The 26,871-nt window shown below is 69.5% G+C and carries 24 protein-coding genes and 1 pseudogene; 10 read left to right on the forward strand and 15 right to left on the reverse strand.

All coding sequences use genetic code 11. The annotated features are described in order from the left end of the window. The first annotated feature begins 1,297 nt into the window (after positions 1–1,297). Positions 1,298–2,233, forward strand: a complete 936-nt coding sequence (locus ACZ4FV_RS39785) for a CAP domain-containing protein (protein ID WP_465325555.1) — start codon at positions 1,298–1,300, stop codon at positions 2,231–2,233. A gap of 487 nt (positions 2,234–2,720) precedes the next feature. Here ACZ4FV_RS39785 and ACZ4FV_RS39790 read toward each other — a convergent pair whose 3' ends face one another. The 4 genes from ACZ4FV_RS39790 to ACZ4FV_RS39805 form a co-directional block, all read right to left on the reverse strand. Then, complete coding sequence (locus tag ACZ4FV_RS39790) at positions 2,721–3,158, reverse strand: hypothetical protein (protein WP_402235672.1); 438 nt, start codon at positions 3,156–3,158, stop codon at positions 2,721–2,723. Positions 3,159–3,903: 745 nt separating this feature from the next. Continuing rightward, positions 3,904–4,104: a hypothetical protein gene (locus ACZ4FV_RS39795; protein WP_465325558.1), complete on the reverse strand. Its 201-nt coding sequence runs from the start codon at positions 4,102–4,104 to the stop codon at positions 3,904–3,906. Next, the gene (locus ACZ4FV_RS39800) at positions 4,083–4,220 is read right to left on the reverse strand and encodes a trypco2 family protein (protein ID WP_465325560.1); all 138 of its coding nucleotides are present in this window, start codon (positions 4,218–4,220) and stop codon (positions 4,083–4,085) included. Before ACZ4FV_RS39800 ends, ACZ4FV_RS39795 begins: the two co-directional genes overlap by 22 nt. A 185-nt stretch (positions 4,221–4,405) precedes the next feature. Continuing rightward, positions 4,406–5,353: a LysR family transcriptional regulator gene (locus ACZ4FV_RS39805; protein WP_465325562.1), complete on the reverse strand. Its 948-nt coding sequence runs from the start codon at positions 5,351–5,353 to the stop codon at positions 4,406–4,408. A 71-nt stretch (positions 5,354–5,424) separates the two neighbouring features. Here ACZ4FV_RS39805 and ACZ4FV_RS39810 point away from each other — a divergent pair, with 71 nt between their 5' ends. The 3 genes from ACZ4FV_RS39810 to ACZ4FV_RS39820 all read left to right on the forward strand — a co-directional run bounded on the left by ACZ4FV_RS39810 (position 5,425) and on the right by ACZ4FV_RS39820 (position 8,209). Continuing rightward, positions 5,425–6,159 (forward strand): SDR family oxidoreductase, encoded by a 735-nt coding sequence (locus ACZ4FV_RS39810; protein ID WP_395868484.1) that lies wholly within the window; start codon positions 5,425–5,427, stop codon positions 6,157–6,159. A 457-nt stretch (positions 6,160–6,616) separates the two neighbouring features. Beyond that, positions 6,617–7,198, forward strand: coding sequence for a dihydrofolate reductase family protein (locus ACZ4FV_RS39815; protein WP_465325565.1), 582 nt, complete (start codon positions 6,617–6,619; stop codon positions 7,196–7,198). A gap of 438 nt (positions 7,199–7,636) precedes the next feature. Beyond that, positions 7,637–8,209: a GNAT family N-acetyltransferase gene (locus ACZ4FV_RS39820; RefSeq protein ID WP_395868873.1), complete on the forward strand. Its 573-nt coding sequence runs from the start codon at positions 7,637–7,639 to the stop codon at positions 8,207–8,209. Positions 8,210–8,529: 320 nt separating this feature from the next. Here ACZ4FV_RS39820 and ACZ4FV_RS39825 read toward each other — a convergent pair whose 3' ends face one another. From ACZ4FV_RS39825 to ACZ4FV_RS39860, 8 genes are all read right to left on the reverse strand, one after another. Continuing rightward, positions 8,530–9,681: a protein-L-isoaspartate O-methyltransferase family protein gene (locus ACZ4FV_RS39825; protein WP_465325567.1), complete on the reverse strand. Its 1,152-nt coding sequence runs from the start codon at positions 9,679–9,681 to the stop codon at positions 8,530–8,532. After that, a complete protein-coding gene (locus ACZ4FV_RS39830; RefSeq protein WP_465325569.1) occupies positions 9,678–10,658 on the reverse strand; it encodes a radical SAM protein in 981 nt (326 codons plus the stop codon). Before ACZ4FV_RS39830 ends, ACZ4FV_RS39825 begins: the two co-directional genes overlap by 4 nt. Positions 10,659–10,865: 207 nt before the next feature. Further along, entirely contained in the window at positions 10,866–11,723 is an 858-nt protein-coding gene (locus tag ACZ4FV_RS39835) for an endonuclease/exonuclease/phosphatase family protein (RefSeq protein ID WP_465325571.1), read from the reverse strand. Continuing rightward, positions 11,720–12,409 (reverse strand): DEAD/DEAH box helicase family protein, encoded by a 690-nt coding sequence (locus ACZ4FV_RS39840; RefSeq protein WP_465325573.1) that lies wholly within the window; start codon positions 12,407–12,409, stop codon positions 11,720–11,722. The genes ACZ4FV_RS39835 and ACZ4FV_RS39840 overlap by 4 nt, the downstream gene beginning before the upstream one ends. Further along, the gene (locus tag ACZ4FV_RS39845) at positions 12,406–12,702 is read right to left on the reverse strand and encodes a hypothetical protein (protein ID WP_465325575.1); all 297 of its coding nucleotides are present in this window, start codon (positions 12,700–12,702) and stop codon (positions 12,406–12,408) included. The genes ACZ4FV_RS39840 and ACZ4FV_RS39845 overlap by 4 nt, the downstream gene beginning before the upstream one ends. Next, positions 12,699–13,121 carry a hypothetical protein gene (locus ACZ4FV_RS39850; protein WP_465325577.1) on the reverse strand — a complete coding sequence of 141 codons (423 nt, stop codon included), beginning with the start codon at positions 13,119–13,121 and terminating at the stop codon, positions 12,699–12,701. Before ACZ4FV_RS39850 ends, ACZ4FV_RS39845 begins: the two co-directional genes overlap by 4 nt. Next, positions 13,118–13,993, reverse strand: a complete 876-nt coding sequence (locus ACZ4FV_RS39855) for a hypothetical protein (RefSeq protein ID WP_402235692.1) — start codon at positions 13,991–13,993, stop codon at positions 13,118–13,120. Before ACZ4FV_RS39855 ends, ACZ4FV_RS39850 begins: the two co-directional genes overlap by 4 nt. Positions 13,994–14,650: 657 nt before the next feature. Then, positions 14,651–15,079: an ATP-binding protein gene (locus ACZ4FV_RS39860; RefSeq protein WP_395868466.1), complete on the reverse strand. Its 429-nt coding sequence runs from the start codon at positions 15,077–15,079 to the stop codon at positions 14,651–14,653. 284 nt (positions 15,080–15,363) lie between these two features. Here ACZ4FV_RS39860 and ACZ4FV_RS39865 point away from each other — a divergent pair, with 284 nt between their 5' ends. From ACZ4FV_RS39865 to ACZ4FV_RS39875, 3 genes are all read left to right on the forward strand, one after another. After that, entirely contained in the window at positions 15,364–16,203 is an 840-nt protein-coding gene (locus tag ACZ4FV_RS39865) for a helix-turn-helix domain-containing protein (protein WP_402235694.1), read from the forward strand. 23 nt (positions 16,204–16,226) lie between these two features. Then, on the forward strand, positions 16,227–16,433 hold the full coding sequence (locus ACZ4FV_RS39870) for a DUF397 domain-containing protein (protein ID WP_402235695.1): 207 nt from the start codon (positions 16,227–16,229) through the stop codon (positions 16,431–16,433). A 462-nt stretch (positions 16,434–16,895) separates the two neighbouring features. Next, complete coding sequence (locus ACZ4FV_RS39875) at positions 16,896–18,035, forward strand: methyltransferase domain-containing protein (protein WP_402235698.1); 1,140 nt, start codon at positions 16,896–16,898, stop codon at positions 18,033–18,035. Positions 18,036–18,444: 409 nt separating this feature from the next. Here the strand turns inward: ACZ4FV_RS39875 and ACZ4FV_RS39880 are convergent. Further along, positions 18,445–18,808 (reverse strand): annotated as a pseudogene (locus ACZ4FV_RS39880) (transposase); the annotation flags it as partial. Between the two features lie 221 nt (positions 18,809–19,029). Between ACZ4FV_RS39880 and ACZ4FV_RS39885 the strand changes: the two are divergent. From ACZ4FV_RS39885 to ACZ4FV_RS39895, 3 genes are all read left to right on the forward strand, one after another. Continuing rightward, complete coding sequence (locus ACZ4FV_RS39885; protein WP_402235700.1) at positions 19,030–19,590, forward strand: flavodoxin domain-containing protein; 561 nt, start codon at positions 19,030–19,032, stop codon at positions 19,588–19,590. Between the two features lie 354 nt (positions 19,591–19,944). Next, positions 19,945–20,853, forward strand: a complete 909-nt coding sequence (locus ACZ4FV_RS39890; RefSeq protein ID WP_402235703.1) for a universal stress protein — start codon at positions 19,945–19,947, stop codon at positions 20,851–20,853. 48 nt (positions 20,854–20,901) lie between these two features. Beyond that, a complete protein-coding gene (locus ACZ4FV_RS39895) occupies positions 20,902–23,577 on the forward strand; it encodes a cation-translocating P-type ATPase (protein ID WP_465325583.1) in 2,676 nt (891 codons plus the stop codon). Between the two features lie 60 nt (positions 23,578–23,637). On the opposite strand, the gene ACZ4FV_RS39900 is transcribed toward ACZ4FV_RS39895, so the two are convergent. After that, a complete protein-coding gene (locus tag ACZ4FV_RS39900) occupies positions 23,638–24,654 on the reverse strand; it encodes an aminotransferase class I/II-fold pyridoxal phosphate-dependent enzyme (protein WP_465325585.1) in 1,017 nt (338 codons plus the stop codon). Next, entirely contained in the window at positions 24,651–25,991 is a 1,341-nt protein-coding gene (locus tag ACZ4FV_RS39905; RefSeq protein ID WP_465325587.1) for a radical SAM family protein, read from the reverse strand. The genes ACZ4FV_RS39900 and ACZ4FV_RS39905 overlap by 4 nt, the downstream gene beginning before the upstream one ends. Between the last annotated feature and the right edge of the window lie 880 nt (positions 25,992–26,871).

The following is a 26,871-nucleotide window of genomic DNA, read 5'->3' on the forward strand; positions in this document are numbered from 1 at the left end:
TCCCTTCAACGGGCCACGCCCGCCGGGCAGTACCGGAAACCGTTGCTCCGATCACCGTCTTCATGGGCTTCCCACCGCTCCACCGCACGCACCTCGGCCGGCCGGGTGACCACGTGCCGGGGTTGATGGTCGAAGGGTGCGCCTTCGCCGCAGGTTCCCGGCGTCGCGACAGCGTGCGGCTTCCTGACGACATGACGCCCGACGAGTCGACCGTGCGGGAGCTTGCAGGCCGCCATGGACTCGGGACTGTCCCGGTTGTCGTGACCCGCTTGCACGTGCGTCCGGCCCGTGCCGGTGGCTCAAGACGGTCTGCCGCGGAGACAGCGTGACCGCCAGGGGCATATTCGCCCTCCAGCACCCCGTGGACCGGCTGCCGGCTGAGGCAACGCCGCCACGCTCGCGATCCTGAACGCGGAGTCCTTTACGGAGCGCACCACCACCTGAAGGCGCGGCCTGCCCGGTCGGGTGCGGATGCTTGCGTCGTCCGGGTCGCCGGGGGTGGCCGGGGGTGGCGTGGGTCGACGTCCGGGAACGAGGCGAACCAACGCTGTGGGTCCTCGTCGGGGGTTCGGCGGGTGATGAGCAGGTGTCGCCGGCAGGCGTTCCGCTGGTAGGCGGTGGGGGCGGTGGGGGCGGTGGGATCGGCGGGGAGGCCGGCGGCTTCGTTGACGACCGGGTCGGGGTCCTCGTCGAGTGTGGCCTCGGCGTCGGGGAGGGCCAGGACGTGGTGTTCCGCCGGACAGCGGGGAAAGAAGCAGGCCGCGTTCGGGGTCGGCGATCAGGTCGTCGTCGACGGCGGCGGCCATGTCCCGCCGCCACGGAGTGCCGCCGTCCCACGGAATACGGCGCACGATGCCCACGAAACATTCCGACCGCTGCTGAAACAGTGACATGCGTCACGAGCGCGCGAGTGGTCGCGGAAGCATTGCGCCCTCTGAGCCTCGCCTACTTATCGTGCTTTGTCCGACTGAAGGTGACCAGTCCACTTCTCGGTCGAATTGAGCATCCCGGCGAACGGGATCCCATGCGTCATTTTCGATGGCCATAGGCGTTTCCGATTGCCGATTACCAATTTCGCACCACCCGGTGACCACTCCACAGGCATGACTGTCCGCCTCGAGTCAAGTCTGCCGTCCGGCTCCGCCTCGCACGCGGGCGCCGACACTTGCGAGCCCGTTCCCGGACTTCCAACAATGGCGGCCCGCCGGCGTCCGACAGCCCCGGAAACAGGACGCTACGCCGAAACCAAGTGAGGTCACGCATGCGGAAGCACCGTAGAACGCAGTACAAAAAGAAGATGGCCATAGCCGCCGCCACCCTGGGCATCATCGGCGTACCCACCGCCGCCATGGCCTGCATAGCCCAAGGCCCGGGCGCGTCGAAGAACGTCGCGGGCGCGACGAGGAACGTCGGCAACCAGAGCACGCACCCCTCTTCCAGCCGGCCCCTCCCCGGCACACCGGTCCCCAGCTGGACGGACAGTGCGGCCGATCCGGCCGGGGGAACCCAGCCGACCGCGAAGACCACTCACACTCCGCACTGGCGCAAGCCCACCTGGACGACCAAGCCCCACACCGCGACGACACCGACACAGCCTGCCCCGACCCGGCCGACGAACCCGCTCGGCAAGCCGACCACCGAGGCAAGCAAGCCCCCCACCCCGACGAAGCCGACGGCGCCGGCCGATACGCAAAGGCCGACCGCGCCGGCCGATACGCAAAGGCCGACCGCGCCGGCCGACACGGAGAAGCCGACTACCCCGGCCGACACGCAGAAGCCGACCACGCCGGCTGAGACGCAGAAGCCGACTACCCCGACTGACACGCAGAAGCCGACCACCCCGGCCGTTCCGCCCTCGGGTCCCGCCGCCGAGGTGGTGAGTCTCGTCAATCAGGAGCGCGCCAAGGCAGGATGCTCGGCACTCACCGTCAACACGAAACTGACGGCCGCCGCCCTGCAACACAGCCAGGACATGGCCGCCCACGCCAACATGTCGCACACCGGCTCCGACGGCTCCGACCCGGGCGAGCGCATCACCCGCGCCGGCTACACCTGGACGACCTACGGCGAAAACATCGCCCACGGCTACAGCACGCCCCAGCAGGTCATGACCGGCTGGATGAACAGCCCCGGGCACAGGCAGAACATCCTCAACTGCGCCTTCAAGGAGATCGGCGTCGGCCTCGCGGGCCCGAACTCCTACTGGACGCAGAACTTCGGCACGGCCCGCTGACACCGCCGGTCCGCCAACACCGCCGGCCGGTTCCCAACTCCCACAGCGCCGGCCGGCGGACGCGGATCGCCCACGGCGCGCACCGCGGCGCGCCGCACCTCCCCGGCGCCCCACCCCCGCCCGGCACGCCGCTCCCGGACCTCGGGCCGGGAACCACGGAAGTCCCATGTCTGCCACGGCTTGGTCGGGATGAGCCGATTCGGCGCCGCAGATCCTCCGAGGGCCGCCGCAGGACGTCGGCGGGCGGGCGCGCGATGAAGAGCCCCGTGGGGACGGCGATGACGATCCAGACGTCGGCCGTCTTCGGACGGCGGCACGTCCGTGGCGGGTGGTGGAGCGTGATGGTCGATGGTCGATGGTCGATGCGGGAGTGCGGGGCGGCGCGATACGCCAGGCGCCAACCCGAACGACGGTGGGCGGTCGGCGAGTTCATGCGGGCCCTGGCGGGCCGCCATGCGAGCACCCGCCCCGACACGCTCGACAGCGGTCAGTCCTGACCGGGCGGCGCGGTGACCGTTTGCTGAAGGAGCCGCAGGAACCTCGCGTCGGTGAGGAGCAGCAGTGGTCGTCCCTGTGTGGTGCACTCGGCGGCCTGCCACTCGCGCGTCCAGGTGGCGGGGTCCGCGTCGGTCCGGTCGCGCAGCACGTCGACGCAGAATCCCTCGAGGGGCAGCGTCCGGCGCAGCAGCAGCGGTGACGCCGCGAAGGGGTACACGGCCAGTTGTCTCTTGGACAGTCCGAGGTGGCCTTCGGGCGGCTTGGGAAAGGAGGGTCCGGAGCCCGGATCCCCGATGGCGTAGCCGCGGGCCTGCACCTCGTGTCCCTGGTCGAAGGCGGTCAGCTGTTTGGCCCAGTGTTTGTCCTCGTCGACCTCGAGAAACCTTCCGAGCGTCGCGGCGAGTAGCCACCCGACCAGTTCTTCCACCGGCGTTCCCTTCCCCCGACCAGGTTCGCCACTGTAACTCGCAGGACCCGCAGGGACATCGGAGAGTCGTACGGTGCGGACGCGAGACGGCCGTCGGCGACGTCCGGACGCAAGTGGAAGGGAGCCGGAGCCGCCCACGCGGGAAGTCCCGGACGCAAGGCCGAGGTTCCCTCGTCCTATCCAACCCGGGTCACACGAAGCGACCGCACGCCGTGCGGGTGACGCACACCTCGCGGTGTGTCGCCGCGTGTCCGGTCGACGCATTGCCGACCGACGCGTGTCGTGTCGGGGTGGAACGGCCGTGGCATGGCGGCCCCATGGCGGATCGTGTCGGGTCGGCTGACGCCGCCGTGGGGTGGCGGGGCGTCCGCGGCGGGCCGATGCCCGTGTCGTGTCATGTCGTGTCGGGTGAACCCGTCACGTCGTGGAATCCGCTGCGCCGGCTGCGGATCCGCCATCACGCCACGTCGGCCGTCCCAGACGGCGACACGTCCGTGGCGGGCGGGCGGGAGTTCGGATCGTGTCGCTGTGCTGCCCGGAGGACGCGTGGGGCGAAGTAGCGGGTGACGTGCGCGGCACCGTGCGACGGCGCGGGGGCGGTGCACCTCCGCCGTGACGTGCGCGGCTCCCTGCGTCCGCGCGGGCACGGTGTACCTCCGCGCCCCGCTCAACGGCCCTCCCTCGGCGCCCCGGGGCGGCGGTGACCTGCGAGGGTAACGAGAAGCGTTACCCGGGGTAACACGCTTTACCCGCCTGCGTGTCGGGCGCGTCGGCACGAAACAGCATGTGCGGAAGGCGATGTGGCTCGGCGGGCGCAGCGGAGCCGGAGTTGAAAGGAAACCCGAGGCAACGCGGCGGCCCGGCCTACGCGGTCGGCGGAGACGACCCATGCCTTGAAGCCCGCCTTCACGATGGTGTCACGCCTCAACTCGACCGCGAACTCCAACTCGATCGGCCCACCGCGAACTCCACCGCCCGTGCCCCCGCCCCGGTCGCCTGCGCCGCGGCTGCCGGCAACTCGTCCCGCAACGCGGCCACGGCGTCCGCCAGTTCGATCTCCACGACGATCCCCCTCGTGACACTGCCAGGAAGGCACAACGGTGGAACCGGGCCGCGGGGCGTGTCCGGCGAAGACCCGCACCGGTACACACCCGCGACACCCGGGCCCACAAGGATGTCGGGGCCCGAGGATCCGGCGCGGTCACCCGTTGCCGAACCGCGTCCACACACGTAGGTGAGTGCCCCGGTCAGTAGGCCAGTGCGGTCATGTGGTCGAGGTGGTGGGTGGCGACGTCGTGGGCGGCTTGGACGAAGGCGGCGACGGCTGCGGATCGCGAGGTCTCCGGCCAGGCGACCATGACCGCGCTGGGGCTGAGGCCGGTGACAGGCCGGTATGCGATGTCCGGGCGCTGGTGCCGCTTGGTGGTGGAGAGTGACAGGAACGCCACCGCCTGGCCCAGCGCGACCACCTCCAGGAGTTGCTCGACGCTCGCCACGAGCGGCCCCTCGGGAGTGTCGGCCGGCGCCAGCCCTGTGTGGCCATCGCCTGCTTCCGCTCCGTCGCATCCTGTGTAGTAGGCGGTGGTGGAGGGGGCGGCCCCTTTCCAGCGTGGGATCGGTTCGCCCCTGAGGTCGGTCAGCCGCAGTCGCCGGCGTCCGGCCAGGCGGTGCGCGGCGGGGAGAACGGCCAGTCGCGGCTCGACCACGAGCGTCTGGGTATCCAGCCCTCGATCGTCGAACGGGCTGCGCAGCAGCGCTACATCGGCACGGCCGTCCCGCAGCATGGCGATCGGCTCTCCGCTGCCGCCGACGACGACTTCAGGCGGCGGCAGATGCGAACCCGTTCCCCGATAGGCGGCGAGAATCTCCCGCAACAGCCCGGCATCGCCTCCCGGCTTGACCGCCACGACGAGCTGGGGTGTCGGCTGACCGGCCCGGCGTGCACGCCGGGCCGCCGCCTGCACCGCGTCGACCGCGATCCGGGCCTGGTCGAGCAGCACCTGACCGGCGGTGGTCAGCCTCACCTGCCGGGTCGTGCGCTCCAGCAGGCGTACACCGAGCCGGGATTCCATCCGAGCGATCGCCTTCGACAGCGGGGGCTGCGCCATCCCCAGGCGTTGCGCGGCCCGGCTGAAGTTCAGTTCCTCGGCGACCGCGATGAAGTACCTCAGCTCCCGCACCTCCAGCTCACTCATATCTGTGGACTATAGATCCAGAGTCTTCCGGTCTTTCCCTGCTGCCCGTGGATGAGGGGAGGCTGGGTGCCATGACGACTTCGCAGAAGACTGCTCTGATCACCGGCGCAAACAAGGGCATCGGCAAGGAAACGGCGCGCAGGCTCGCGGCCCTGGGCATCACCGTGCTGATCGGCGCCCGCAACGCCGAGCGTGGCGAGGCGGCGACCGAGGAGCTTCGCGCGGGCGGCGCCGACGTACGGTTCGTTCCGCTGGACGTCACCGACGAGACCTCAATCCAGGCCGCCGCCAAGCACATCGACGCCACGTTCGGCCGCCTCGACATCCTCGTCAACAACGCCGCGATCGCCGCCGGACCGCAAAAACCGAGTGAAACCCCGGCCGCCACCGTCCGGCAGGTCTACGAAACCAACGTGTTCGGCGTCATCGCGGTGACCCACGCCATGCTCCCCCTGCTGCGTCGCTCCGCGGCCGCACGCATCGTCAACATGTCCAGCGAACTCGGTTCCCTCACCCACCTGGCCGACCCGGGCAGCCCGTGGTCCGCCTACTCCTCGATCCTCCTCCCTTACTGCACCTCGAAGAGCGCGCTGAACGCGATCACCGTGCTCTACGCCGATGAACTGCGCGCCGAAGGAATCCTGGTCAACGCGGTGAGTCCCGGCTACTGCGCGACCGACCTCAACCGCCACACCGGGATACGCACGGCGGAGGAGGGCGCGGCCGTCGCGGTTGACCTGGCGACGGCGGGCGAGGATGGCCCGACGGGCGCCCTTCTGGCCGAGGACGGGCCGATTCCCTGGTGAGACCAGCCGCGCCGTCTCCGCCCGAAGCCTGCCGGGGTGTTTTTCAACCCCCGCCGTGACGATCACTGACCTCTTGCGCGGCGCCCACTCCCACAGGCCTGACCGGCTGCGGATACTGCCGTCGCGAGCGAGGGTGTACTTCGTCCCCGTGCTGGGACCGTTCGGGCATGTCGGCGCGGGCTTGGTCCGGCGGAAGTCGACTCGCGGTCCGGAGGGGTCGGCGGTGTTTTCCCATCGGAGAAGGCGCTGCGTGACCTGCGTCGGCGGATCGGCATCGCCCCGTTGAAGGCGCTGTTCGAGACGCCGGCGGTCCCGCTCGCTCGGCCCACACGCAGTGTCGGTCGGGGTACGAACTGCCGGCGCCGATCTCGCCGCCTGCGGTCCGGACCGGCCCCCCAACAGTCGTCGGCCGGACTACGATCCAGATTCAAGCCTGCTGAATCCTTGGAGAAGACGCATGGGTGATGTGCGCACCGGCACTGAGACCGACACCAGCACCAGCAAAGTGGTCGTGAACAGGGCGATGTCGTTGGACGGCTTCATCGCCGGTCCCGGCCACGCGATGGACTGGATCTTCGAGCACCTGTCCGACGACATGTTCCCGGAGGTCATGGCGGCCACGGGAGCCATGCTTGTCGGGCGGGGTACGTACGACGTCGCCAAGGGCATGTCCGACGAGGACACCGCCTACGACGGCGGACCACAGTTCGTCCTGACGCACAAACCTCCCACCGAGCCGGACCCCACCGTCACGTTCCTCACCTGTGACATCGAGGAGGCCGTCGCCACGGCACGCAGTGCCGCGGGCGGCGGGAACCTGGAGATCCTCGGTGCCGACGTCGCAGCCCAGTGCCTGCAGCGCGGACTCGTCGACGAGGTCCTGGTGTACGTCCTGCCGGTCCTGCTCGGCGACGGTGTCCGCTTCTCACCCCCGGGCCTCGGCAGGATCGACCTGGAACCTTTCAGCACCATCAGGTCGGGTGCCGTGACGATGCTCCGCTTCCGCGTCCGCAAGGGGACAATCGGTTCCGGGAGTTGACATCAACATCCGCGGCCGACTGCTCCCTACTGGGGCCCGACGCGCGGAACCGCTCCGGCGCAGCGTCCGATTCCCGGCGTTCATGGACGTTGATCCGGCCCGGCTCCAGCAGCAGGGCTCCAGCAGCCCGGCTCCAGCAGCCCGGCTCCAGCAGCCGGGCTCCAGCGGATCGGCGCCCAGCGTGAAATCCACGCAGCCGGGGCGGCGCGGGCGGTTCCGATGACTTCGACATCCGGCGTCCTTGCGACGCGAAGTCGGATGGTCGGTGAGAACCACGACCCGCCGTCGAAGCCGTCCTACCAGCCGTGGACCGCAAACGGTTCGCCCCTGCGAGGGCGTTGAGTCCGCTTCCGGTGGGTGGTGCCTTGGTCGTGAGGACCGGAGCGGGGTCGGATATTCGGTGTTCTGCGCGGCCCGTGAGGACGCACGATGGTGCGCATGACTTTGGCCACTCCCTCGCTGCACACCGCTCGCCTGCGACTGCGACCCTTCACCGACGCCGATGCGGATCTCCTCTTCGCGCTGCACAGCAGCACCCTCGTGATGCGCTTCTGGGATTCCGCACCGTGGATCGAACGGGCCCGCGCTGACCGCTTCATCGCTATGTGCCGGAAGATAGCGGACGAAGGCGCCGGGGCGCGGGTGGCCATCGACCGTGCTTCTGACGGGGCGTTCGTCGGCTGGTGCGGTCTGACCAACTGGAATCCGGACTTCCGCAGCGCGTCGTTGGGGTACTGCCTCGACGATGCTGTGTGGGGCCACGGCTACGCGACGGAAGCCGCGCACGCCTTGCTGCAGTGGGCATTCGACACACTGGACCTGAATAGAGTTCAGGCCGAGACCGATACGCGCAACGTGGCATCTGCCCGGGTCCTGGAGAAGATCGGATTCGTGCGTGAAGGGACGCTGCGGGAAGAATGCATCGTGAACGGCGAGGTATCCGACACGTGGGTGTTCGGGTTGATCAGGCGAGAGTGGCGGCCGCCGACCGTGCCGATCCCAGCCCGCTGAGAGGCCGTTACATCCGTCTCTGGTACAGGCCGCGTCCGGGCTGAGTGAGGACGCCTTGGCGGGCGAAGCGGCCGAAGCGGCCGAGGCGGGAGCGGGTGATGTTCACCGTGGCGTTCGCCCAGCAGGATCGCGTCGTCCTCGCGGTCGAGGATGAGCGTGACGTCGATGACGAGCGGGCGTGGCGCGGGAGTGTCCGCCGACTGTGGGTGGGGATAGGGGAGGCGACGGGTTCTTCGGTCTCCGACGTGGTTGTCGGGACGATCGAGGTGGTCGTTCGGGGATATTTCCAGGTCGCCTCTCCTTTCCCGAACAGGGCGCGGCTACACGGCCGTTGTGCTCTGCGGGGCCGGTGGAATCGTCGTGCTCCACCGACCGCGGGAGATGTTCATGGTGCCGTCGGGGGCGATGGTCACACCGGCCCCGTACTCCGGGAGCCCTCCGTCGGAGAGCCAGCGGTGGCGGATGTCGTCCAGGGCGTCCCACAGGCGTCGTGGGCCGGCTTGGTGGACAGTGGGGGCTTCGCCGCGTCGGCCGGTGGCTCGTGCCCACGAGCCGTCCTCGTGGACCATGACCGCGGTGCGTACGCCGTCGGTGTCCTCGTCGTAGCCGTGTTCGATGCCGGGGGCCGCGAGTGCGAGAGCGGATCTCAGTTCCCAGGACTCGTCGACGCGGACGACGGGGTATCGGCCGGTGGTGACGTCGTCGGCGTCGGCGGTCCAGGCGGGGCCGGTGTCGGGTGAGGGCGGGTAGTCGTCTCCGGTGCGTGTCGCCATGAAGCCCGCGCGGTCGGGAAGGACTTGGCCTTTGGCCCCGCCATCGGGGGTTTTGTCGGCGGCGATGATCAGACCGGTTCCGGCAAGGTTGGTGACCAGTCGGCCGCACTCCTTGAGGTTGGCGAGCCAACTTGAGGGGATGCCGGGGAGGCCGACGGTGGACACGATGCGGTCGTGGCGGCCGGGCAGGGGCCCGGTGATGTCGCACACGAGCATCGTGGGGGCGGCTCCCACGAAGGCGAGCCGGCCCCGGGCCGCGTCGACCAGGTGCGGATCCACGTCGACGCTCGTGACGTGACCCTCGCCCAGGCGGCGGGTGAGCAGGGCGGTGCCGTAGCCGGTGCCGGTCACGCACAGGACGTCGTTCCCGTCGTCGATCAGGGCGTGGCGGTACATCGCCACGATCAGGGTCGGCAGTGTTGAAGACGAGGTGGGCAGACCCGTGGGGTGGTCGTCTTCGGCGGCGTGGTCGGCGTGCAGGGGGCCGATGCGTGTGACGAACGTGCGGTCCTGGTACAGGCGCTGCCACAGGTCGGGGTGTGCGGCACCGTCGCGCAGGGTCCATCCCCGGTCGGGGATGTACTGCCACCAGCGAGGCGCGAATACGTGGCGGGGTGTGCCGGCGATCGGCTGGTGCCAGCGCGAGGAAGGGCGCGTCACCCGTTCGGCCAGTGTCGCGGCGTGGGTTCGCCAGTTCATGGGGTCCTCTTTCCGTGCGACGGCCCGAACGGGTCGATGCCGGACGACGGTTGGCAGGAGTCTTCGTTGGATGTGCACGTCTGGGGCACGCACGCTTCGCCGCCCGGGGCGTCGAACGGGTCGATGCCGGGCGAGGGTTGGCAGGAGTCTTCCTTGGGCGTGCAGGTCTCGGGCGCGCAGGCACTCGCGCGCGGCGGCGGAACGCGTTCGGCGATGGCCTGCCAAGGCCGGCTGTGGAGGATCGTGGTAAGGGGTGAGGTGTGCACGTTGCCGCCGTTGCCGAGCCCGGCGGACATGGTGCAGCCTGCGACGGTTCGGTCGGGCAGGGCCGCGGCTTGTCGCCGGGTGCAGTGTCCGCACAGTTGGGACGCGACGTCGGTGTCGCCTCCGGCGGCGCGGCCGATGGCACGTTGATGGTCGATGCCGATGCTTTGCACGCCCATGGCGCGCAGCATCGCCTCGGCCTGGGCGATCCGTTGGTCGTCGCGGGTCTTGATGATGCCCACGCGCAGGGGGATGGCGAGGCGGAGGGCCTTCGCGATGTTGTCGACGATCTTCCCGTGGGATCCGTGGTGGGTGATCGCCCGGTGTTCGGCGGGGTCGTCGCTGTGGAAACTCGTCGCCAGGGTTACGCCGCGCCTGCGGAGCACGGGCCACATTCGCTTGCGGACGTGGATGAGGTTGCTGAAGATTTCGGTCGTCAGACCCAGGTCGAGAGCGTGGTCCACCAGTTCGGGCAGGTCGGAGTGGAGCAGGGGTTCGCCGCCGATGAGTTGGATCTGTTGCACGCCCATCTCGGCGGCCTGGTCCAGGACGTTCAGCCAGTCCTCGCGGGTCATGTCGCCCGAGGTTCCGCTCGGTCCGGACGAGTTGTAGCAGTGGCCGCAGCCGGCCTGACATCGGCGGGTGATGTCGAGCCAGAGAAAGCGGAGTCCGTGTTCGGCGGTGTGGGTCGGGCATTCCACAGCGGTTGCCATGGTGCGCTCCTGCCTTTCGAGGGTGATGGGTTCGATGACCGATGCCCCGGGTTCAGACTCTCGCTTCGGGGACCGGTTCGTGGTGGTTTCGGCAAGCGGGGCGGCGGCCGGGCCGGAGTGCACTTGTCGCGCCCCTTCGACCCCGCGGTGTCAGGGCGACGGCGCCGGTTACGGCGAGAGGGCCGATGCGCGGTCGGCGGGTGGGCGTCACGCGTGGGCTCGCATCAGCAGGTCGAGGACGAAGGGCAGGTGATCGGAGGCTTCTTGCGCGGCCGGGGAGTCGTCGGTCCAGGCGTTTTCGACCCAGTCGGCAATGTCCTGGGCCACGAGGCCGTAGACCACCGGTCTGCGTTGGGGCTCGTCCGGGGACCAGTGGCCGACGGTCATGGGGTGGGGGATGCCGAGAATGTCGTAGGGGTCGCGGAATCCCGCCGATGTCAGCTCGGCGATGGCGCGATGGTCGTCTCCGGACCACCGGCGCACCAGCCGATCCGCGAAGCGGTTGCCTCGGGCGGAGCGATGTCGTGACCACAGGTGGCGCGGCATCAGGCTCCAGTCGAGGCGGCCCCGGCGCAGGGGGCGGGTGTTGAGGTCTCCCAGGAGGACGGTGCGGTGGCCGGTGCCGCCGGCCTCGGTGAACCAGCCGACCTCTTCGAGTCGTTTGGCCGGGCTGAACGGGCCCAGGTGGGTGTGGAGCACGGTGAACGCGATCCCGCCCGTGGTCTCGAACTCGGCCTTCACCAAGCGGTGATGGGCGGTGCCCTGGTCGGCGCGAGGGTCGTACGCCGTCGGCCGCAGCCGGGTGGGGTCGTAGAACATCGCCAGGTGGCAGCGGTGGCTGTCGGACAACGCGAGCGGGGCCGCGACCAGGCCCAAGGCGTTCGCGAACGCGTACATCGTCCTGCCCATGCCGGCGTCCCACTCCTTGGCCTCCTGTATGCACAGGAGCGTGGGGGACATGACCCGGAGCAGCTCGATCTGGGCCGCGAGTCGGTCGCCGCCGCCGTCGCGGATGTTGTACGAGACGCAGCGAATCGGCTCCGGTGCGCGTGGTTGCGCGTTCACTGCGCCTCCACTGGGGCCGGTGGGGTGTGGCCGGGCCATTCGCGGATGAGGGACGCCACGGCTGCGGCGGCCTCCTCGGCGGTGAGTTCGTCGGTGTCGACGACCGGGCCGGGGAAGAGTTCGGCGATCCGGGCCTGGGCCTGTAGGCGTTCGGTCAGGGCCGGGGTGGAGGCCACGAGGTGCAGGTAGCGCGCGGACGGGTCGGCGGCGGTGCGCATGCGGCGGCGTGCCACGTTCGGGCTCACGCGCAGGTGGATCGTCAGGTGCGCGGGTGGAAGGTGGTCACGCATGTGGGCGACCCGGTCGCTGGGGTCGTCGGTGTCCCAGGCGAGATCGGTGCACAGGGCCGCCATCGCGGTTGCGGTGTAGCCGGCCATCACCACGGTGTCGTACGTGAGGAGTTCCTGGTTCTCCGCGGCGCAGGTCAGGGCCGCCTGCCAGATCCGGGTGCGGGCGTTGGGACTGAGCAGGCTGTGATCCCAGGCCAGTTCCGAGAACCGGGGGTCGGGGCACGCCATGGCCGTGATGCCCAGAGCCCTCCCGACGCGGGTGGCGACCGAGGTCACGCCGGAGGCGGGGCCGCCCTCGATGGCGATCAGCCGTCGGCGGCGCCGATTGAATCCGTGGTGGGGCCAGGAGGCTGCCGAGGCGGTGGTGCTCGCGGGTTTCCCGCTGGTCACGATCATGCCGAGAGTCCGAGTTCTTCGGGGGTGAAGCCCGCGGCCGCCAGTGAGTCCCGCAACTCCCGGAAGAAGTGCAGGGCTTCCGGCTTCGTCAGGTGACGGGGCTCGGACAGGATCATGTGCCGGCCCGAGGCGTCGAACATGTTGTGCCGCCACGCCACCACGATGGGCCTGGCGGGGTGCGGGACGTACACGGCGTTGACCGAGTGGGCGAGCGGAAGGAACGGGCGGAACGTCTCTCGGGGGACGCATTCCGGGTACCCGGCGAGGTATGGCCGGGTCCTGGGGGCGCTCATCGTGTTCTCCCGTCCGGTGCCGGGAGCGGGGGCGTGCCGAGTGTGGAGGCCATGGCCTCCCGTAAGCGGCGACTGCTCCCGGGCGGTGCGAGCCTGGCTGCGGCGTTCACCGCGTGGATGGCGGCTTGGATCAGTTCGTCGCCGTCGAGAGGCGTTGTCTCCAGCGTGTCGGGGAGTCGGGCCAGGGATGCGGCGGTGACCCGGCCGGCGGCGGCGACCGGAAACTCGCACAGTAGGCCGAGTACGGCCGCCTCGGCTTCCGCCGGGGTCAGGCTCAGCACCTCGGTGAGGCCGTGGATGGTTCCGCGGCCGATGGGGACCGACACGTGGTACTGCTTGGCGTCGCCGGCGTGACGCCTGCCGTGCTTGGGATACTTGGAGATCCGCACGTCGGGTTCGACGGCCTTCGGGTGGTTCACGACCGGCCCCCGGGCGTCGGCAGGTTCGTCAGACCGAGACCGACGAGCACGTCGAATCCGTCCGGTCGCACGGCGGCCCACCTCTCCGACTCGCAGGCGTCGGAGGCGACCGGGCCGGTCGCGGCCATCTCCAGCAGGACCGCGAACCTGCCCTCGGTCAGGTACGGGGCGCCGTCACCGAGAACGGCGGTCAGGCCCTTGTTGTAGTGCCGCACGGCCTCGCGCAGCGCGTCGCAGGTGAGTTCGTGGCGTCCGAGCAGGGTGACGACATCGGCCAGGTTCGCCCCGAACGGCCCGTAGGCCGGCACCATTCCGCATCCCAGCAGCCACGGGCTCCCCGACTCCTCGACACGCATGTCCATGGGCCCCATCGACCACACCACCGTTTCGGCGGGCAGGGCCAAGGCGGCTTCGACGCTGCCCGGGGGGATCAACGACCGACCGGGGTGGTCGGCGGGCAGATGGGCGGCACACGCGAGGCCGGCGCGGCGCTGATCGGCGAAAACCGCCAACTCCAGCGCGAGTTCGCGCGAACGGGCGAGCACCGCCGTGCCGTCGTTGATCGACTCGACCGTCAGCGCGAGGCGAAACGCCCCGTCGAGGCGGCCGATCCCCTCGGCGCCCAGGTTCAAGGTGGTCGCGCCCACTCCCACGGTGGGCGCCGCGGTGCTCCACTCGAAGGGTGCCAGGTTGCCCAACCAGTCCTCACCGAACACGGACGACACCCGCGCCACACGCGCGTCGGACAAGGCGCCGCCCTCGGCCCATGCACGCAGGCGGGGGAGCAGGGCGAGGGTGGTGGCCAGGGGAGACCTCCTCGCCGCCCGGACATTCCTTCGGCCGGACTTCTCCGGCGGGTTGAGCTGGTTCATGACACTCCAGACGAATCACGGACTGATGGTTGGGACGGCGAACACCACGGCCGGGCCGGTGGCGGTGACGTTCGCCGGTTGCCCACCTCGGCCAAGGCGGACAACGGCCCGGCCTGCGCCGGCGGCAGCCACGGATGGGACGGACGGGCACCGGCAGCGGGGGTGGCCGGGGAAACGGACGCGCGTCGGAACCGGACGCGCGGCTCTCGTGTGGTGCGGGCGATGCGGGCGATCCTCAAGACCGCATCACCCGGCCGCGCCGTGCCCCAAAGGCCTTTCCCGGCCGGGGACTTGGCGCAGCCTCACCCGGGGTGTGTGAGGAGCCCGCGACCCGTGCGCCCTGCATCGTCGGAGGGCGTCGGGTGCGGAAGTCGTTGCGGTGGCCACACGCGGATTTCGCGGTGCTGCCGCACATCCCGGCCGGGAAGGCCGGTGGTTGGCCGCCGGGAATGCTTTGGCCCATCCCCGGAGGCCGGGTCGTGTCGCGCGCCCCTCGGAAACGCGCGACACAGGAACGGGCAGGTACCGCCCGGGGCGAGCGGTACCGGCGATGACCGGCTCGTAGTCGGGGGGATGTTGAGACTGTCGGGCGCTTCGGTCGCCGGCTCACGACTCGCCGGCCCAGGCCGGCTGCGCGAGGCAGCAATCGTTCCCCGTTTACGGGCAATCGAAGGCGACGCGAATGATCTTTTGCGAGGCGACGCCCGGCTCTCGGTCACGACGGAGCACGACGAACTGCCGAGTCAGCATCATGACCAGCGGCAGTCCACGGCCGTGCTCGTCATCATCGCCGGTCATCAGGTGAAGGCGCGGGGGTTTGTGCGGTGCTTCGTCCCCGACCTCGATGAGCAGAAGATCGTCACGCCGTATCCACTCCACCGTCACCATGCCCGAACCTACGTGGCTGACCGCGTTGGTCACCAACTCGGAAATCACCAGCACTGCGGCATTGGTCTGCTCGTCGTCCATGCGGGCCGCGTGGCATACGCCGCGAATGTGTACGCGGGCCAGCCCCGGCGCTTGCCGCGACATCGGCAGTTTGACCAAGGATGCAGGTTGGTCCGACAGTTCGAACTGGGTGGACATGGCAGGAACTCCCCTTGCTGAATGGTGCTCAGGGCATGTCGGAGAACGGCATACGGTGACTCACCGCGCCGAAGATCGATGATCTTGTGTGAGCGGAGAAGTGCGTTCCGTCACGCTCGATAGAGTCGTCCGGGCGTGGACGCATGGTCAAGCCGACCAAGTCCCTTACCGGTACTTACCAAGAATTACCAAGACGCTGTCACGTGACGCGAGCGGGCCACTAGCCTCAGACTCGAATCGATCCGAAGTGAGGCAGCGAACAGGCTTTCGAGGGTGATGACTTGATGCTGACTACGACCGGGAACGCCCGCCGCAGGCTTGGGGAACTCCTCCGCGAGCACCGGATAGACAGCGAGATGACAGGTGCGCAGGTCGCCGGGAAACTCGGATGTTCCGGAGCGCACATCAGTCGCTTGGAGAACGGGAAGCGGATCGTAACGCGCGCGCTGATCAGATCCTTCGCGAAGGAGTACGATCTTGACGAGCAACAGGTCGCCGCCCTTGAGTCGCTGCGCCAACAGGCGCGCGAGGCCGAGGCTCCGTGGTGGACGCCCTACAACGTCGGCAACGCATACGCACGCCTGCTCGAAGCTGAATCCGCGGCGATGGGCTGCCTTGACTATCAAACCGTTCTGGTTCCGGCCCTGCTACAGGTGCCGAAATACGCCTTCTCCGTCAACGCCATGGGCTCAGCGGACCTGGGCCGTGGTCAGGTCGATGCCCTCACCGAGGTTCGAATGAGGCGGCAGGCGCGCCTACAAGGCGATCACCCGCTTCGACTGGAGGCGATCGTGACGGAAGCAGCCTTGCGGTTCGTCGTCGGCGGGCCGGAAGTCTACAAAGGTCAGATCCGCCACCTCCTTGATGTCGTTGACCGCCTGGACCACGTCACCGTGCAGGTCATCCCCTACGCGGCTGGGGAAAACGGCACGCAGACGGGTACGTTCAACGTGTACGAGATGCCCTACGGCGAAAAGGACCTGGCGTTCGGCGAATCGGTGAGTGGAGCAGCAGCCATCACAGCACCGCTCGAACTACGCCACCTGCGAAGGCTGTTCACCGAGCTGCAAAACGCGGCCCTCAGCCCAGAGGACAGTCGCACGTTGATCAGCAGCCTCGTCTGATCGACCGAAAGAAAGTGAGAAACATGAGCCACGCCTACGTCCACGATGCCACGGAGCTGTCCGGGGCTCCCTGGCGCACCAGTTCTTACACCGGCAACAACAGCCAATGCGTGGAAGTTGCCCCGCTGCCCAGGCGATCCATCGCCGTCCGGGATTCGAAGATTCCCGCCGGCCCCGCGCTGATGTTCGAACCGAACGCGTTTGCGGCCTGCATAGCGTCGATTGCATAACCACAGCTCCAGGGAGGATGCCCCCCCGGCCCATGGGGGGCATCCTCGTTTGTGTCACCGTACTTGCCGACCCCGACGGTAACGGTGGACAACCACGGATTCGTGGGCTCATCAGAGTTGAGCGGGAGTGCCGACAGGTCGGTGGCGCCCGGCTGGTCGTTGACTCACACGATGACGTTGGGTCGCCGCTTCCTAGCTGATCGTGATTGACGCCCGTGCGTATCGCCCGTATGTTGCGAAGGAGGGACACCCGTACGGCGCCCGAGGGGTTCGGTCGCCGGCGCCGAGGGAGGCACGTATGGGAAACCGAGGAAAGGGCCCCGCCCCGCTCCAAGAGCCTGTGCCCGATCCGAAGCCAACCGGCCCCAACGACCATCCCGACGGCAACACGCCCCCCGGTCCCGGCCGGCATCGCGACGACAAGTGACCGCGCCCGCCGGCATTGCGCGTGTCCTCGCCGACGTGGACGCCCTTCCCGACGGTTGGAAAGGTGCCTTCGAGGGAGTCGACCGCGCGGACTTCGCACCCGATCGCATCTGGGCATGGGACGGCAGCCAGTACACGACAGTCATCGATCGCACCGGGAGCGGCAGCCACGGCCGGGACACCTGGGACGAAGCTGTCCAGGGAAACAACGCGCTCGTTACTCAATGGGACGACGGCAACCACACCGGCGACGAGCCCGGAAACAGCCCCTCGTCGTCCGCGTCCATGCCGTCCGCAGTCGCGAGCATGCTCGGCGATCTCAACATCACCGGCGGCGAAAACGTCCTCGAGGTGGGCACCGGTACGGGATATACCGCGGCGCTACTCGCCGCACGCGGCTGCCGGGTCACCACGATCGAACTCGACACCGACCTGGCCGAACAAGCCCGCAAGAACCTCTCCCAAGCCGGGCACCGGGACGTCACCGTCGTCACCGGCGACGGCACGCTCGGACACCCTGAACACGGGCCTTATGACCGCGTACATGTCACGGCCGGGGTACGGCGCACCCCGGCCGCGTGGATCGAACAAACCCGCCCCGGCGGCGTGATCGTCATGCCTTGGGGCACCGACTACTCCACGTACGACTGGACCGCGGTGCTGACCGTGACCGACCCCGGCCGGGCGTCCGGGCCGTTCACCACGCCACTCGCATTCATGAAGCTCCGGTCCCAGCGTGCCCGCTACCCGCAGTCGCCGTTCCCGCCCGACTGGACGGCGACCGCGCGCATGTCCGAGCCGGACATTGACATCACCGACATCACCGGGGCCCTGTACGAGCCTGCCGAGTTCGTCATTGGACTCCACGTCCCGCACTGCGTACCGCGGCTCGTCCACGGCGCGGAGAGTACGAACCTGTGGCTTTACGGCGCCGACACCGGCAGGGGCCCGTCCATCGCCGTAGCCGCATTCGGCGACGGTTACGATCCCCAGGCGCGCGAGGCCGGGCCCCGCCACCTGTGGGCCGAGGTCCAAGCCGCCTACCACCGGTGGGACGCCGCCGGGAAGTCGAACACGGACCGCTTCGGACTCACCGTCACCGTGGACGAGGACGGCCGGGTGGAGCAACGACCCTGGTACGAAACACCTGACCGCGAACTACCGTTTCGCCACTAACCAGATGAGCGGGGTGGCCTCGAGCCGCCCCGCAGGACATCGTCGAGCCCAACTGCGGTCACTCTTCTGGGCAGTTGCCGTCACAGTCCACACGCATTCGCCCTCGAACAGCAATGGATCACGGGGATCGCTCTCCGACGTGGGGGATTCCTCCACGACGTTTGCGCCGGGGGCTCGCCCCGCCTCACTGCGCCGGGCCCGCATGGTGGGTATCGGCGCCCCCTGTTCGCGCGCCCTCGTGCGCGGTCACTCTTTACTCCCGGGCTATGGCGCGGTCTTCGAGGGGCCGGCTGCAGGGGGCTCGTCACGCCGCAAACGGTCCGTCGGGGCGCGAAATGCGGGGTCGACTACGTTGCGCGACTCCGTGTCGGTGACGACGGGCGTGTCGTCCAGTCCATCCGGGTCGGAAGCGTCCGGCAGCCGCCTCGATCAGGTGGTCCCGGAACTCCGACAACACGGAGAAGTCGAAGCCCGGATCGCTCGGTTCCAGCTCGAGCGCGTATTTGAAGTCGATCCTCGCCCGTACCGCGTTCGCGGCCTGCCGATCGGTGAGCCCCTCCACGCACTGCAACACCAGCACCAAGGCGAGCCGACCCGGTGACCGGGTGGGTTTCCCACGAGCGCGGAAACAGATCCGCGAACCGCTCGTCGGCGAACAGCACACCCAACTCGTCCCGGATCCGAATAGCCGGGCTTCCCTTCGGGAAAGCCGCCCACGCCACCCGCACCGTCTCGACCGGGATCTCCCCGTGAGCCCTCGGCTGCATCGACATCGACACCCTCCCAAACGACCGCGTCGGCCCTCAGGACCACAACCGCCGTCTTGAAGGCCGTACGTCACGCGAGGACCCGAATTGACCCACAGCGTCAGCGTCGAAATGTGCCGGGGCGTTCGCAGATCGAGGCAACGACAACTGTGAAGGGCCGATCGGCCCTGCCGTGTGGTCGTACGTGGAGAGATGGTGGGTGGACACAGCCTCAGGGAGGTGACGCGGTGATCGTTCTCGTCGGCTATGCGAGCGTTCACGGCTCCACGCACGAGATAGCGCACCGGATCGCCACGCTGCTCGAACAGGACGGCGTACACGCGGAGACCGCGCCCATGAGTGCGCTCACGGACCCACGACGCTACGACGCGTTCGTCCTGGGCAGTGCCATCCGCAATGGTCGCTGGCTGCCGCCCGCGGAGGCGTTCCTGCGCGGCCACGCCGCCGACCTCGACGGACGGCCCGGATGGCTGTTCAGCGTCGGCCTCACCCGAATCGTCGCCGGCCGACTCGGTCGTCGCACCCCCGAGCCCGCACAGGTCGCGTGCTTCCGCGAGGTCATGCGCATCCACGAACACCACGTGTTCGCAGGGGCGCTGGACAAAGACGATCTCCCCTGGTTCGGGCGCAACCTCTATCGCATGCTCCGAGGTCACTACGGCGACTATCGCGACTGGGGCGAGATCGACGCCTGGGCGGACGACATCGCCCGCACGTTGCGAGCCGGCCGCACCCCGTCGGGAGACGCCGATGCCGCGCGACCGGATCGAAGACGACACGACCCGTGACACGGCCTCGACAACGGACGGTCGAACCGTCGCGATCGGCCCGGGCGGAGTTCAAGGACACCCGACTCCCGCACCACATGAAGCGGGCGATGGCCCGCCACGTCGAGGCCGAGCGCAACGGCGGCCCATCGTCCCCACCCGTGGGCAAGTGCGGCAAGACACTGCGAAGTGGGCCGCCGACGGGATCCCCTCGTCGGCGGCTGCCACCGAACTTCCCTCGGGGCAGCCGAGTTCGATGGCCGAGGGGACCATCGGTCCTTTCGGTGGGGCCGACCGGTCCTTTGTCGGCACGCTCCGATGGAGCACAGTTCGAACGCGCCGACATCGCGTCGGCCCTGGTCGATTGGAGTGCCCATGACGGCGCACGGAGGACTGCCGCCCATCATCGTCGGTGTCGAGAACACCGACGGTGGAAAGCTCGCCATCGCCTGGGCGGCGGACGAAGCGGCGCGACGGAAGCTCCCGTTGCTTCTGGTGCACGCCCTGGACTGGCCGCTCGGAATCGACCGCGACGCCAGGGGCGCCGCGTACCCGCAGACCTGGCCGGGCCGCTTCCGCAACGCGGGGCAAGTTGCGCTCGACGAGGCCCGCGTCCTGGCGACGGACCGACACCCCGGGTTGGAGGTCGACACCGACCTGGTCGACGGCGAACCGACGCATGTACTGCGGGATCGGGCCCGTACAGCCGCGATGCTCGTCCTTGGGTCGCGACAGCTCTCTTCGGCGAAGGAGTTGATGACGACCGGTGGCATCGCGGTGCCGGTCGCCGCGCACGCCTCGTGTCCGGTGGTCGTGGTGCGGGCGGGTGAGCCGGCGGGCGTCGACACGCGGCGGATCGTCGTCGCGGTGGACGGGGCCCGGCGGTCCGAGACGGCGGTGGCGTACGCGTTCGAGGAGGCTTCCGTACGCGCTCTCCCGCTGCTCGCGTTGCATGTCCGGCAGCCCTTCGCCGGGCTGATAAGCGGGATCTCCATCCCGGACGAGATGCAGGAGGGCCGGATCCGGCTCGCCGAGACGCTCGCCGGGTGGCACGAGAAATATCCCGAGGTCGCGGTGTCCCGGGACGTCCTGGTCGGCCACCCCGTCGCCACCCTCGTACGGGCGTCCGAGCACGCCCTGTGCCTGGTCGTGGGCAGCCGCGGACTCGGCGGATTCCGGGGCATGTTGCTCGGCTCGGTCAGCCAAGGACTGATCCATCGCGCCCACTGCCCCCTGGTCGTCGTACCCGGCGCGCACGACGACCGGGAACCTGCGCAGCGTTGATCGGCTCGCCCCGACCCACCTTGCATCCCCTCGGAACGGCGGACAACGATGCACAAGGCACAGGCCCGGTACCCCCCGACCCGACCCACGGAGTCCGCAACGGGACTGACCACGCGTCAAGCGCAGACCAAACGCGCCGAGTGCGGTTCCAACACCATCGAACGAGCCGAGCAGACACCCGTATGGGCGCGAGTGGTGGCACAACTGCGGGATCCGCTGGTCCTGGTACTGCTCGCCGCCGCCGTATTGACCTCGGTGACCGGCGACTTCGCCGATACCGCCATCATCCTCGTCGTGGTCATGGTGAACACGGTGGTGGGCGTGGCGCAGGCGATCCGAGCCGACCACGCGGTGACCGCGCTGTCCGATCTGGCCGCCCCCGGCGTTCGGGTCCGCCGTGACGGAATCGAGTGCGAACTCACCGCCGCGGAACTGGTTCCGGGGGATGTCGTGCTCCTCGTCGAGGGGGACGTCGTTCCTGCGGACGCGTGCGTGGCCGAGGGGTCGGCCCTGCTCGTCGACGAGTCCGCGCTGACCGGCGAGTCGATGCCGGCGGACAAGTCCGCCCCGGACCCGTCCGGCGAGGTACAGCCGGAAAACCTGCTCGGCGCGGGCACCGTCGTGCTCCGCGGCCGGGCCGTGGTCGAAGTGATCGCAACCGGTTCGAACAGCGCCCTGGGCCGGATCGCCGTGCTCATGCGGGAACACCCGGGCCCCACACCGTTGCAGCGCAGGCTCGCGCACTTGGGCAGGGTGCTCGCGGTCGCGGTGATCGCGTTGTGCGCGGTGGTGTTCGGCCTCGGCCTGCTCCGCGGCGAACCGATCGAGGCGATGGCGATCACCGCGATCAGCCTCGCGGTCGCCGCCGTGCCCGAGTCGCTGCCCGCGGTGGTAACGCTCGGACTTGCCTTGGGCGCCCGGCACATGGCGGCCCGACACGCCATCGTCCGCAATCTGCCGGCGGTGGAGACACTGGGCTCGGTGACGGTGTTGGCAACCGACAAGACCGGTACCCTCACCGAAGGACGCATGGTCGCCGAGCGGCTGTGGACGCCGACAGGAACAGCCGAACTCACCGGGAGCGGATACGGCCCGGTCGGACAACTCCGCGTCGCCGGCTCAGCGGTCGACGCCGAGGCCGTCCCGCACATTCGCGATCTGCTGACTGCCGCAGTGCTTTGCAACGACGCGACACTGGTCCCTCCGGACACCGACAACACCCAATGGCGGGCCTTGGGCGACCCCACCGAGAGCGCACTCGTCGCCGCGGCGGGCAAGGCGGGCCTCGAACGCACTTGCCTGCGTGAGGGCCATACGCGGCTGGCCGAGGCCCCGTTCGACAGTGTGCGCAAGCGCATGACCACGATCCACCACGACCCGGACGACGGCCTGCGGGCATTCCTCAAAGGCGCCCCCGAAGTCGTGCTCACCTCACGATTCCTCACGACGGACGCGACCGGCCTGCGCATCGCCAGGCATGCGGCGGACGAACTGGCCGCCGCGGGCTACCGCGTCCTGGCCTTCGCGACACGCCGGCTCGAAACCCTGCCGGAGCCGGCCGAGTCGGCGGAGACGGGCATGACGCTGCTCGGCCTGATCGCGATCGCCGACCCACCCAAAAGCACCGCCCGCGACACCGTCGCCGCCTGCCGCGCCGCCGGCATCACCCCCGTGATGATCACCGGCGACCACCCCGCCACCGCCCGCGCCATCGCGCTGCGCCTGGGCATCATCGGTGAGCGAGGCGCCACTGTCCTGACCGGCGCCGACATGAGCGCCGACTCGACCCTGGACCTCACCTCCGCCCGTGTGTTCGCCCGGACCACCCCCGAACAGAAACTGACGATCATCCAGGCGTGGCGTACTCGCGGCGCCGTGACCGCGATGAACGGCGACGGCGTCAACGACGGGCCTGCGCTGCGACGAGCCGACATCGGTGTCGCGATGGGCAAGCGGGGCACCGAAGTCGCACGCCAGGCCGCCGACGTGGTGCTGGCCGACGACGAGATCTCCACCGTGGTCGCCGCCGTGGAGGAAGGGCGCCGGGTGTACGACAACATCCGCCGCTTCCTGCTGTACGCACTCTCCGGCGGCATCGCGGAGATCGCGATCATGCTGATCGGACCCGCCCTCGGGATGCCCATCCCACTGGTCGCCGGCCAGATCCTGTGGATCAACCTGCTCACCCACGGCCTCACCGGAGTGGCCCTGGGCGCCGAACCGGTCGACCCCGGCACCATGCACCGCCCGCCGCGCCCGCCCGAGCAGAGCATCCTCGCTGACGGCCTGTGGCAACGCGTCCTCGGTTTGGGCGTCGTCGTCACCGCGATCAGTCTCGCCGTGGGCACCTGGGCCGACCACACCGGCCGCGGGTGGCAGACCCTGTTGTTCCTGACCCTGCTGGGCGCCCAACTCGGCGTCGTGACGGGCCTGCGCACCCGGCTGCTCACCCGGGCGAACCCGTCACTGCCGATCGCGGTACTCGCCTCCGCGGCGCTCGGCCTGGCCGGCGTGTACGTCCCGTGGCTGCGCGAACTGCTCGGCACCGAGACTCTTCCCGCCGCCGATCTCGCTCCGGCACTGATCGGCGTGCTCGTGGGGTTCGCCGCCGCACGCGCCGCCCGGTGGATCCGCTTCCTCATCCGAGGATCAGCCGAAAACGGTCGCGCACCGATCGCCTCCGGCGGGCCGGCGCCGACCCCCGATCCGACGGGTCCCAGTTGACCTGCCCGATCGAGAAAGGCACCGGGAACCCAACGCGCACTCCGGCCGGCTTGGGCCGGCTCATCGTGCCACCGCCGGCGTCGGGCCGAAAGCGTCGGCAAGGCTGGTCAGGATGGAGCCGGACCAACTGCTCTCCCCGAACACGCCGACCGGCATGGCGAGCACGCCGCACTCGTGCCGGAGCGTCTCCGCTGGGATTTCAACCGGGAAGAAGTAGTTGCCGGGACAAGTGCGGCTCGCCGTGGGAATCGCCCCGAGCACTTCGTCCGGCAACCGTTCGAACAGCCGCTCAGCCCGTGCGGCCAGTTCGTCGGCGACCTGCCGGGGCACGTCGCTGTGCTCGGTCAGCAGACGGTCGGCGAGCCTCAGCTGTGCCGACGTCGGCGGATCCGCCCGGAACGCTTCGGCCAATTCGGCTTGCGCCGGACCCAGCAGGACCACGCCGAACGTACGTGGCCACAGCCATCCCTTGGTGACCGAATGCAGCAGGACCGCACCACCGGTGTCCAGCAATCGCCGTGTGCCGGCAGCGAGCGGGGCTCCCAGGTCGTAGACGCTGTCGATCAGCAGGCGGCGGTGTGGTGATACCCACAACCACGAAATCACCGCGGCGCACTCGGCATCGGACAGGTATCGGCCGAGCGGCTTGCTGGGGTTGGCGAGCAGCAGGTATTCGGGCCGGTGGTACGCCGGCGACCCCGGCAGGACCGGCGCGGGTAGCGTCGGGTAGGACGCGGGCGCCAGGCCCGCGGCGCGGGCCAGCTCGAAGTAGACCGGGTACACGTCGCTGGGCAGCCACAACCGCGCCTGCACGGCGCGCAGCCGGTGGAACACCACGCCGAGCCCGTGACGGACCCCGCGACAGACCATGGCGTGGCCGGACCACTCTTCCGGCAGCTCGAAGCGCCGCAGCCAGGCACGGGCGAGATCGCATCGGTGCACCGTGCTCATGTCGGTCGGCGGTTCCGGTCGCATCGGAGCAAGCGCCCGGTACACGTTGGTCTCGGCGGCGTCCAGAAGCGACGAGGAAGCACGGAGTTGCCGCTGCCGGAATTCCTGGAACTCGTCGAACCTCATGCCGTCGCACCTTCCGGCACGATTTCGCTGGCCCGGTCTTCCAGCGAGGCGTAGCAGCGTCCGTCGGCCAGGACGTTCCAGCTGCGTGCGATGCCGTTGGTGCGTTCCCAGAGCAGGCTGGGTTCGGTGTAGGCGGCGATCCGCATCGGCTGTCCGTCCCAGCTGCCGTGGTAGACCGGCGCGCCCCAGGGCAGGCGGCTCGCCAGTTCGAGGCCGTGCTGCTCGGCGAACCGGGTGACGATGGACAGCGATACCTGGTGCTCTCGGCTCCAGACGTTGGCGGCGCGGTCGAAGTAGAGCGACTCGGTACTGGTGGATACGTAGAGCTCTTTGAAGCAGACTTCCTCGACACCGAGAGACGCGGCCCACGACAGGTAGTCGGCGACCTCGGCCGCGTCGGCGACGCCGCCGTGCTGGAGCACGCAGATCAGCCTCATCCGCAGCCCCGGCCACCGGTCACGTCCCACGCGCCAGGTGTCGATCACAGAACTCACCGGCGTGCGCAGCATCATCAGCCGCTCGCTGACGGCGTCGTCCTGATGGTGCCGGGAGACCGCCAGTACGCTCAGACCTGCGGCGCTCAGGGCTGCGAGGCGGTCGGCTCGGTCGGCGTGCCCGCCCCTTGCCAGAGTGTGCGCGTTGGTGATCAGGACGACCTTCGGGAAGGCCGCCGAGCAGGCGGACACCAGTCGCAACTGCTGTTCGAACGGTATGAGCGTGGGCTCCCCGCCGCCGGTGATCACTGCACGCTCGGCCCCCGCCGCACGGGCGCGCTCCAGCCAGTGGGCGACCGCGTCCCACGGGACCCGTGCCGGTGCTTGGTCGCTGGAGATCGAAGCCGAGGAGAAGCAGAACGAACACCGGGCCTGGCAGGCGGAGGCGACCGGCAGAAGCGAAACCGTGCGCGGTCGCGTGTCGGCGTAGCGACGCTGTGCCGATTCGTGCAGGTGCAGGGAGGCCGCCATCGCATCCTCGACGGTTGTCGGACGCAGAGTGAACTCGTTGCCTACTTGGTCGAGTTCGTGGACTGCTGACAACCGGATGCGAGCCTCGTGCAGTTCCGTGCCGAGGCCTGTCGACACGTTGGGTATCAGCTTGTCGGGGTCCACCGTGGTTTCCAGCACCAGCAGCCGATCGCCCGGAATGGCCAGACGGTCCAGCAAGCGTCGCGCCTTGCCGATGCCGATTCCCAACTCCGCACGGGTCAGCAGGTGGAACCGGTCGGGGTAGGTACTCTCCGGTATTCCCTCCTTCCCGTAAGCGAACGCGTACTTGTCGAAGCCCTTCGCGAAGTTCGACAGCACGATGACGTGGAAGCGCTGGTCGGTATGGTTCATCCCGTCATCATGCATGAACGCACCCAGAGGACATGGGCCGAACCTGCAGGCGGAACGCGGTATCCCGATCCGATCCGTCGTCAACGACTCGCGCTTGATCCGCACGGGAGTTGGAGTGACCACCGGGACCACCGGGACCACCTCGGCGCCGAGGCACGGAAGACGCAGCCGTACGCCCAGGAATGTCGGTGCTTCGTTGCTTCCGTGCTGCTCCGGGCCGGTTGTTCGCTTCCGGGGTTCCGCCTCCCGGCCGGGAGCGCGCTCGCGCGTGAACAACCTCTGTCAATCGCCAACCGCTCGGGGTAGGTTGCCGCCGTCAACGGGATCCCGGGCGGGTGGGGAAGACGTCGCCGCCCGTCCCGGGCACCGCGCGTCGATTCGCCTGGATCCGTCTTCTTCGCATGCGCGGCACGCGACTTTCCAGGGAGTCCCACTTGTCTCCGGCATTCCCTTACGACCGGCCTGCCTCCGAGGCGGCGCCGAGCCACGAGCCGGCACCCGATAATCCGGCCGCAGGCTACGACCAGGCCGGCCCACCCATGTCCCACGGTCACCTGCCGGGCCGGGGTTACGACTACGGCAGCTACAACTTCGGCCACGGCGTCCCGCAGGACCTCGGCGACTACTGCGCGAGCTGGGGCCGGCGCGCCGGCGGATACGTGATCGACGGCGTGATGGGGTGCGAACGCGTGGGCGAGGGCGCGGACGAGGGTGACGCAGCGGGGTGCGCCGATGCGGTGGGCGAGGGTGGGTGCCTCGGTGGGGGGGGGGGGGGGGGGGGGGGGGTGGGTGTCTGGGGGGGGGGGGGGGGGGGGGGGGGGGGGGGGGGAAGAAAGGAAGAGCAAAAAAGGAGACAGGGGGAGAGGGGGAGGGGGGCGCC

Source organism: Embleya sp. NPDC025285, from assembly GCF_055558835.1.

What these genes read in the sequence shown, in the direction of transcription:
- ACZ4FV_RS39815 (WP_465325565.1), top strand. Translation starts at nt 6,617, where the DNA reads ATGGGTGATGTGCGCACCGGCACTGAGACCGACACCAGCACCAGCAAA.
- ACZ4FV_RS39870 (WP_402235695.1), top strand. Translation starts at nt 16,227, where the DNA reads ATGAGCCACGCCTACGTCCACGATGCCACGGAGCTGTCCGGGGCTCCC.
- ACZ4FV_RS39805 (WP_465325562.1), bottom strand. Translation starts at nt 5,353, where the DNA reads ATGAGTGAGCTGGAGGTGCGGGAGCTGAGGTACTTCATCGCGGTCGCC.
- ACZ4FV_RS39830 (WP_465325569.1), bottom strand. Translation starts at nt 10,658, where the DNA reads ATGGCAACCGCTGTGGAATGCCCGACCCACACCGCCGAACACGGACTC.
- ACZ4FV_RS39810 (WP_395868484.1), top strand. Translation starts at nt 5,425, where the DNA reads ATGACGACTTCGCAGAAGACTGCTCTGATCACCGGCGCAAACAAGGGC.
- ACZ4FV_RS39820 (WP_395868873.1), top strand. Translation starts at nt 7,637, where the DNA reads ATGACTTTGGCCACTCCCTCGCTGCACACCGCTCGCCTGCGACTGCGA.
- ACZ4FV_RS39905 (WP_465325587.1), bottom strand. Translation starts at nt 25,991, where the DNA reads ATGAACCATACCGACCAGCGCTTCCACGTCATCGTGCTGTCGAACTTC.
- ACZ4FV_RS39845 (WP_465325575.1), bottom strand. Translation starts at nt 12,702, where the DNA reads ATGAGCGCCCCCAGGACCCGGCCATACCTCGCCGGGTACCCGGAATGC.
- ACZ4FV_RS39895 (WP_465325583.1), top strand. Translation starts at nt 20,902, where the DNA reads ATGCACAAGGCACAGGCCCGGTACCCCCCGACCCGACCCACGGAGTCC.
- ACZ4FV_RS39840 (WP_465325573.1), bottom strand. Translation starts at nt 12,409, where the DNA reads ATGATCGTGACCAGCGGGAAACCCGCGAGCACCACCGCCTCGGCAGCC.
- ACZ4FV_RS39825 (WP_465325567.1), bottom strand. Translation starts at nt 9,681, where the DNA reads ATGAACTGGCGAACCCACGCCGCGACACTGGCCGAACGGGTGACGCGC.
- ACZ4FV_RS39900 (WP_465325585.1), bottom strand. Translation starts at nt 24,654, where the DNA reads ATGAGGTTCGACGAGTTCCAGGAATTCCGGCAGCGGCAACTCCGTGCT.
- ACZ4FV_RS39855 (WP_402235692.1), bottom strand. Translation starts at nt 13,993, where the DNA reads ATGAACCAGCTCAACCCGCCGGAGAAGTCCGGCCGAAGGAATGTCCGG.
- ACZ4FV_RS39890 (WP_402235703.1), top strand. Translation starts at nt 19,945, where the DNA reads ATGACGGCGCACGGAGGACTGCCGCCCATCATCGTCGGTGTCGAGAAC.
- ACZ4FV_RS39785 (WP_465325555.1), top strand. Translation starts at nt 1,298, where the DNA reads ATGGCCATAGCCGCCGCCACCCTGGGCATCATCGGCGTACCCACCGCC.
- ACZ4FV_RS39865 (WP_402235694.1), top strand. Translation starts at nt 15,364, where the DNA reads ATGCTGACTACGACCGGGAACGCCCGCCGCAGGCTTGGGGAACTCCTC.
- ACZ4FV_RS39860 (WP_395868466.1), bottom strand. Translation starts at nt 15,079, where the DNA reads ATGTCCACCCAGTTCGAACTGTCGGACCAACCTGCATCCTTGGTCAAA.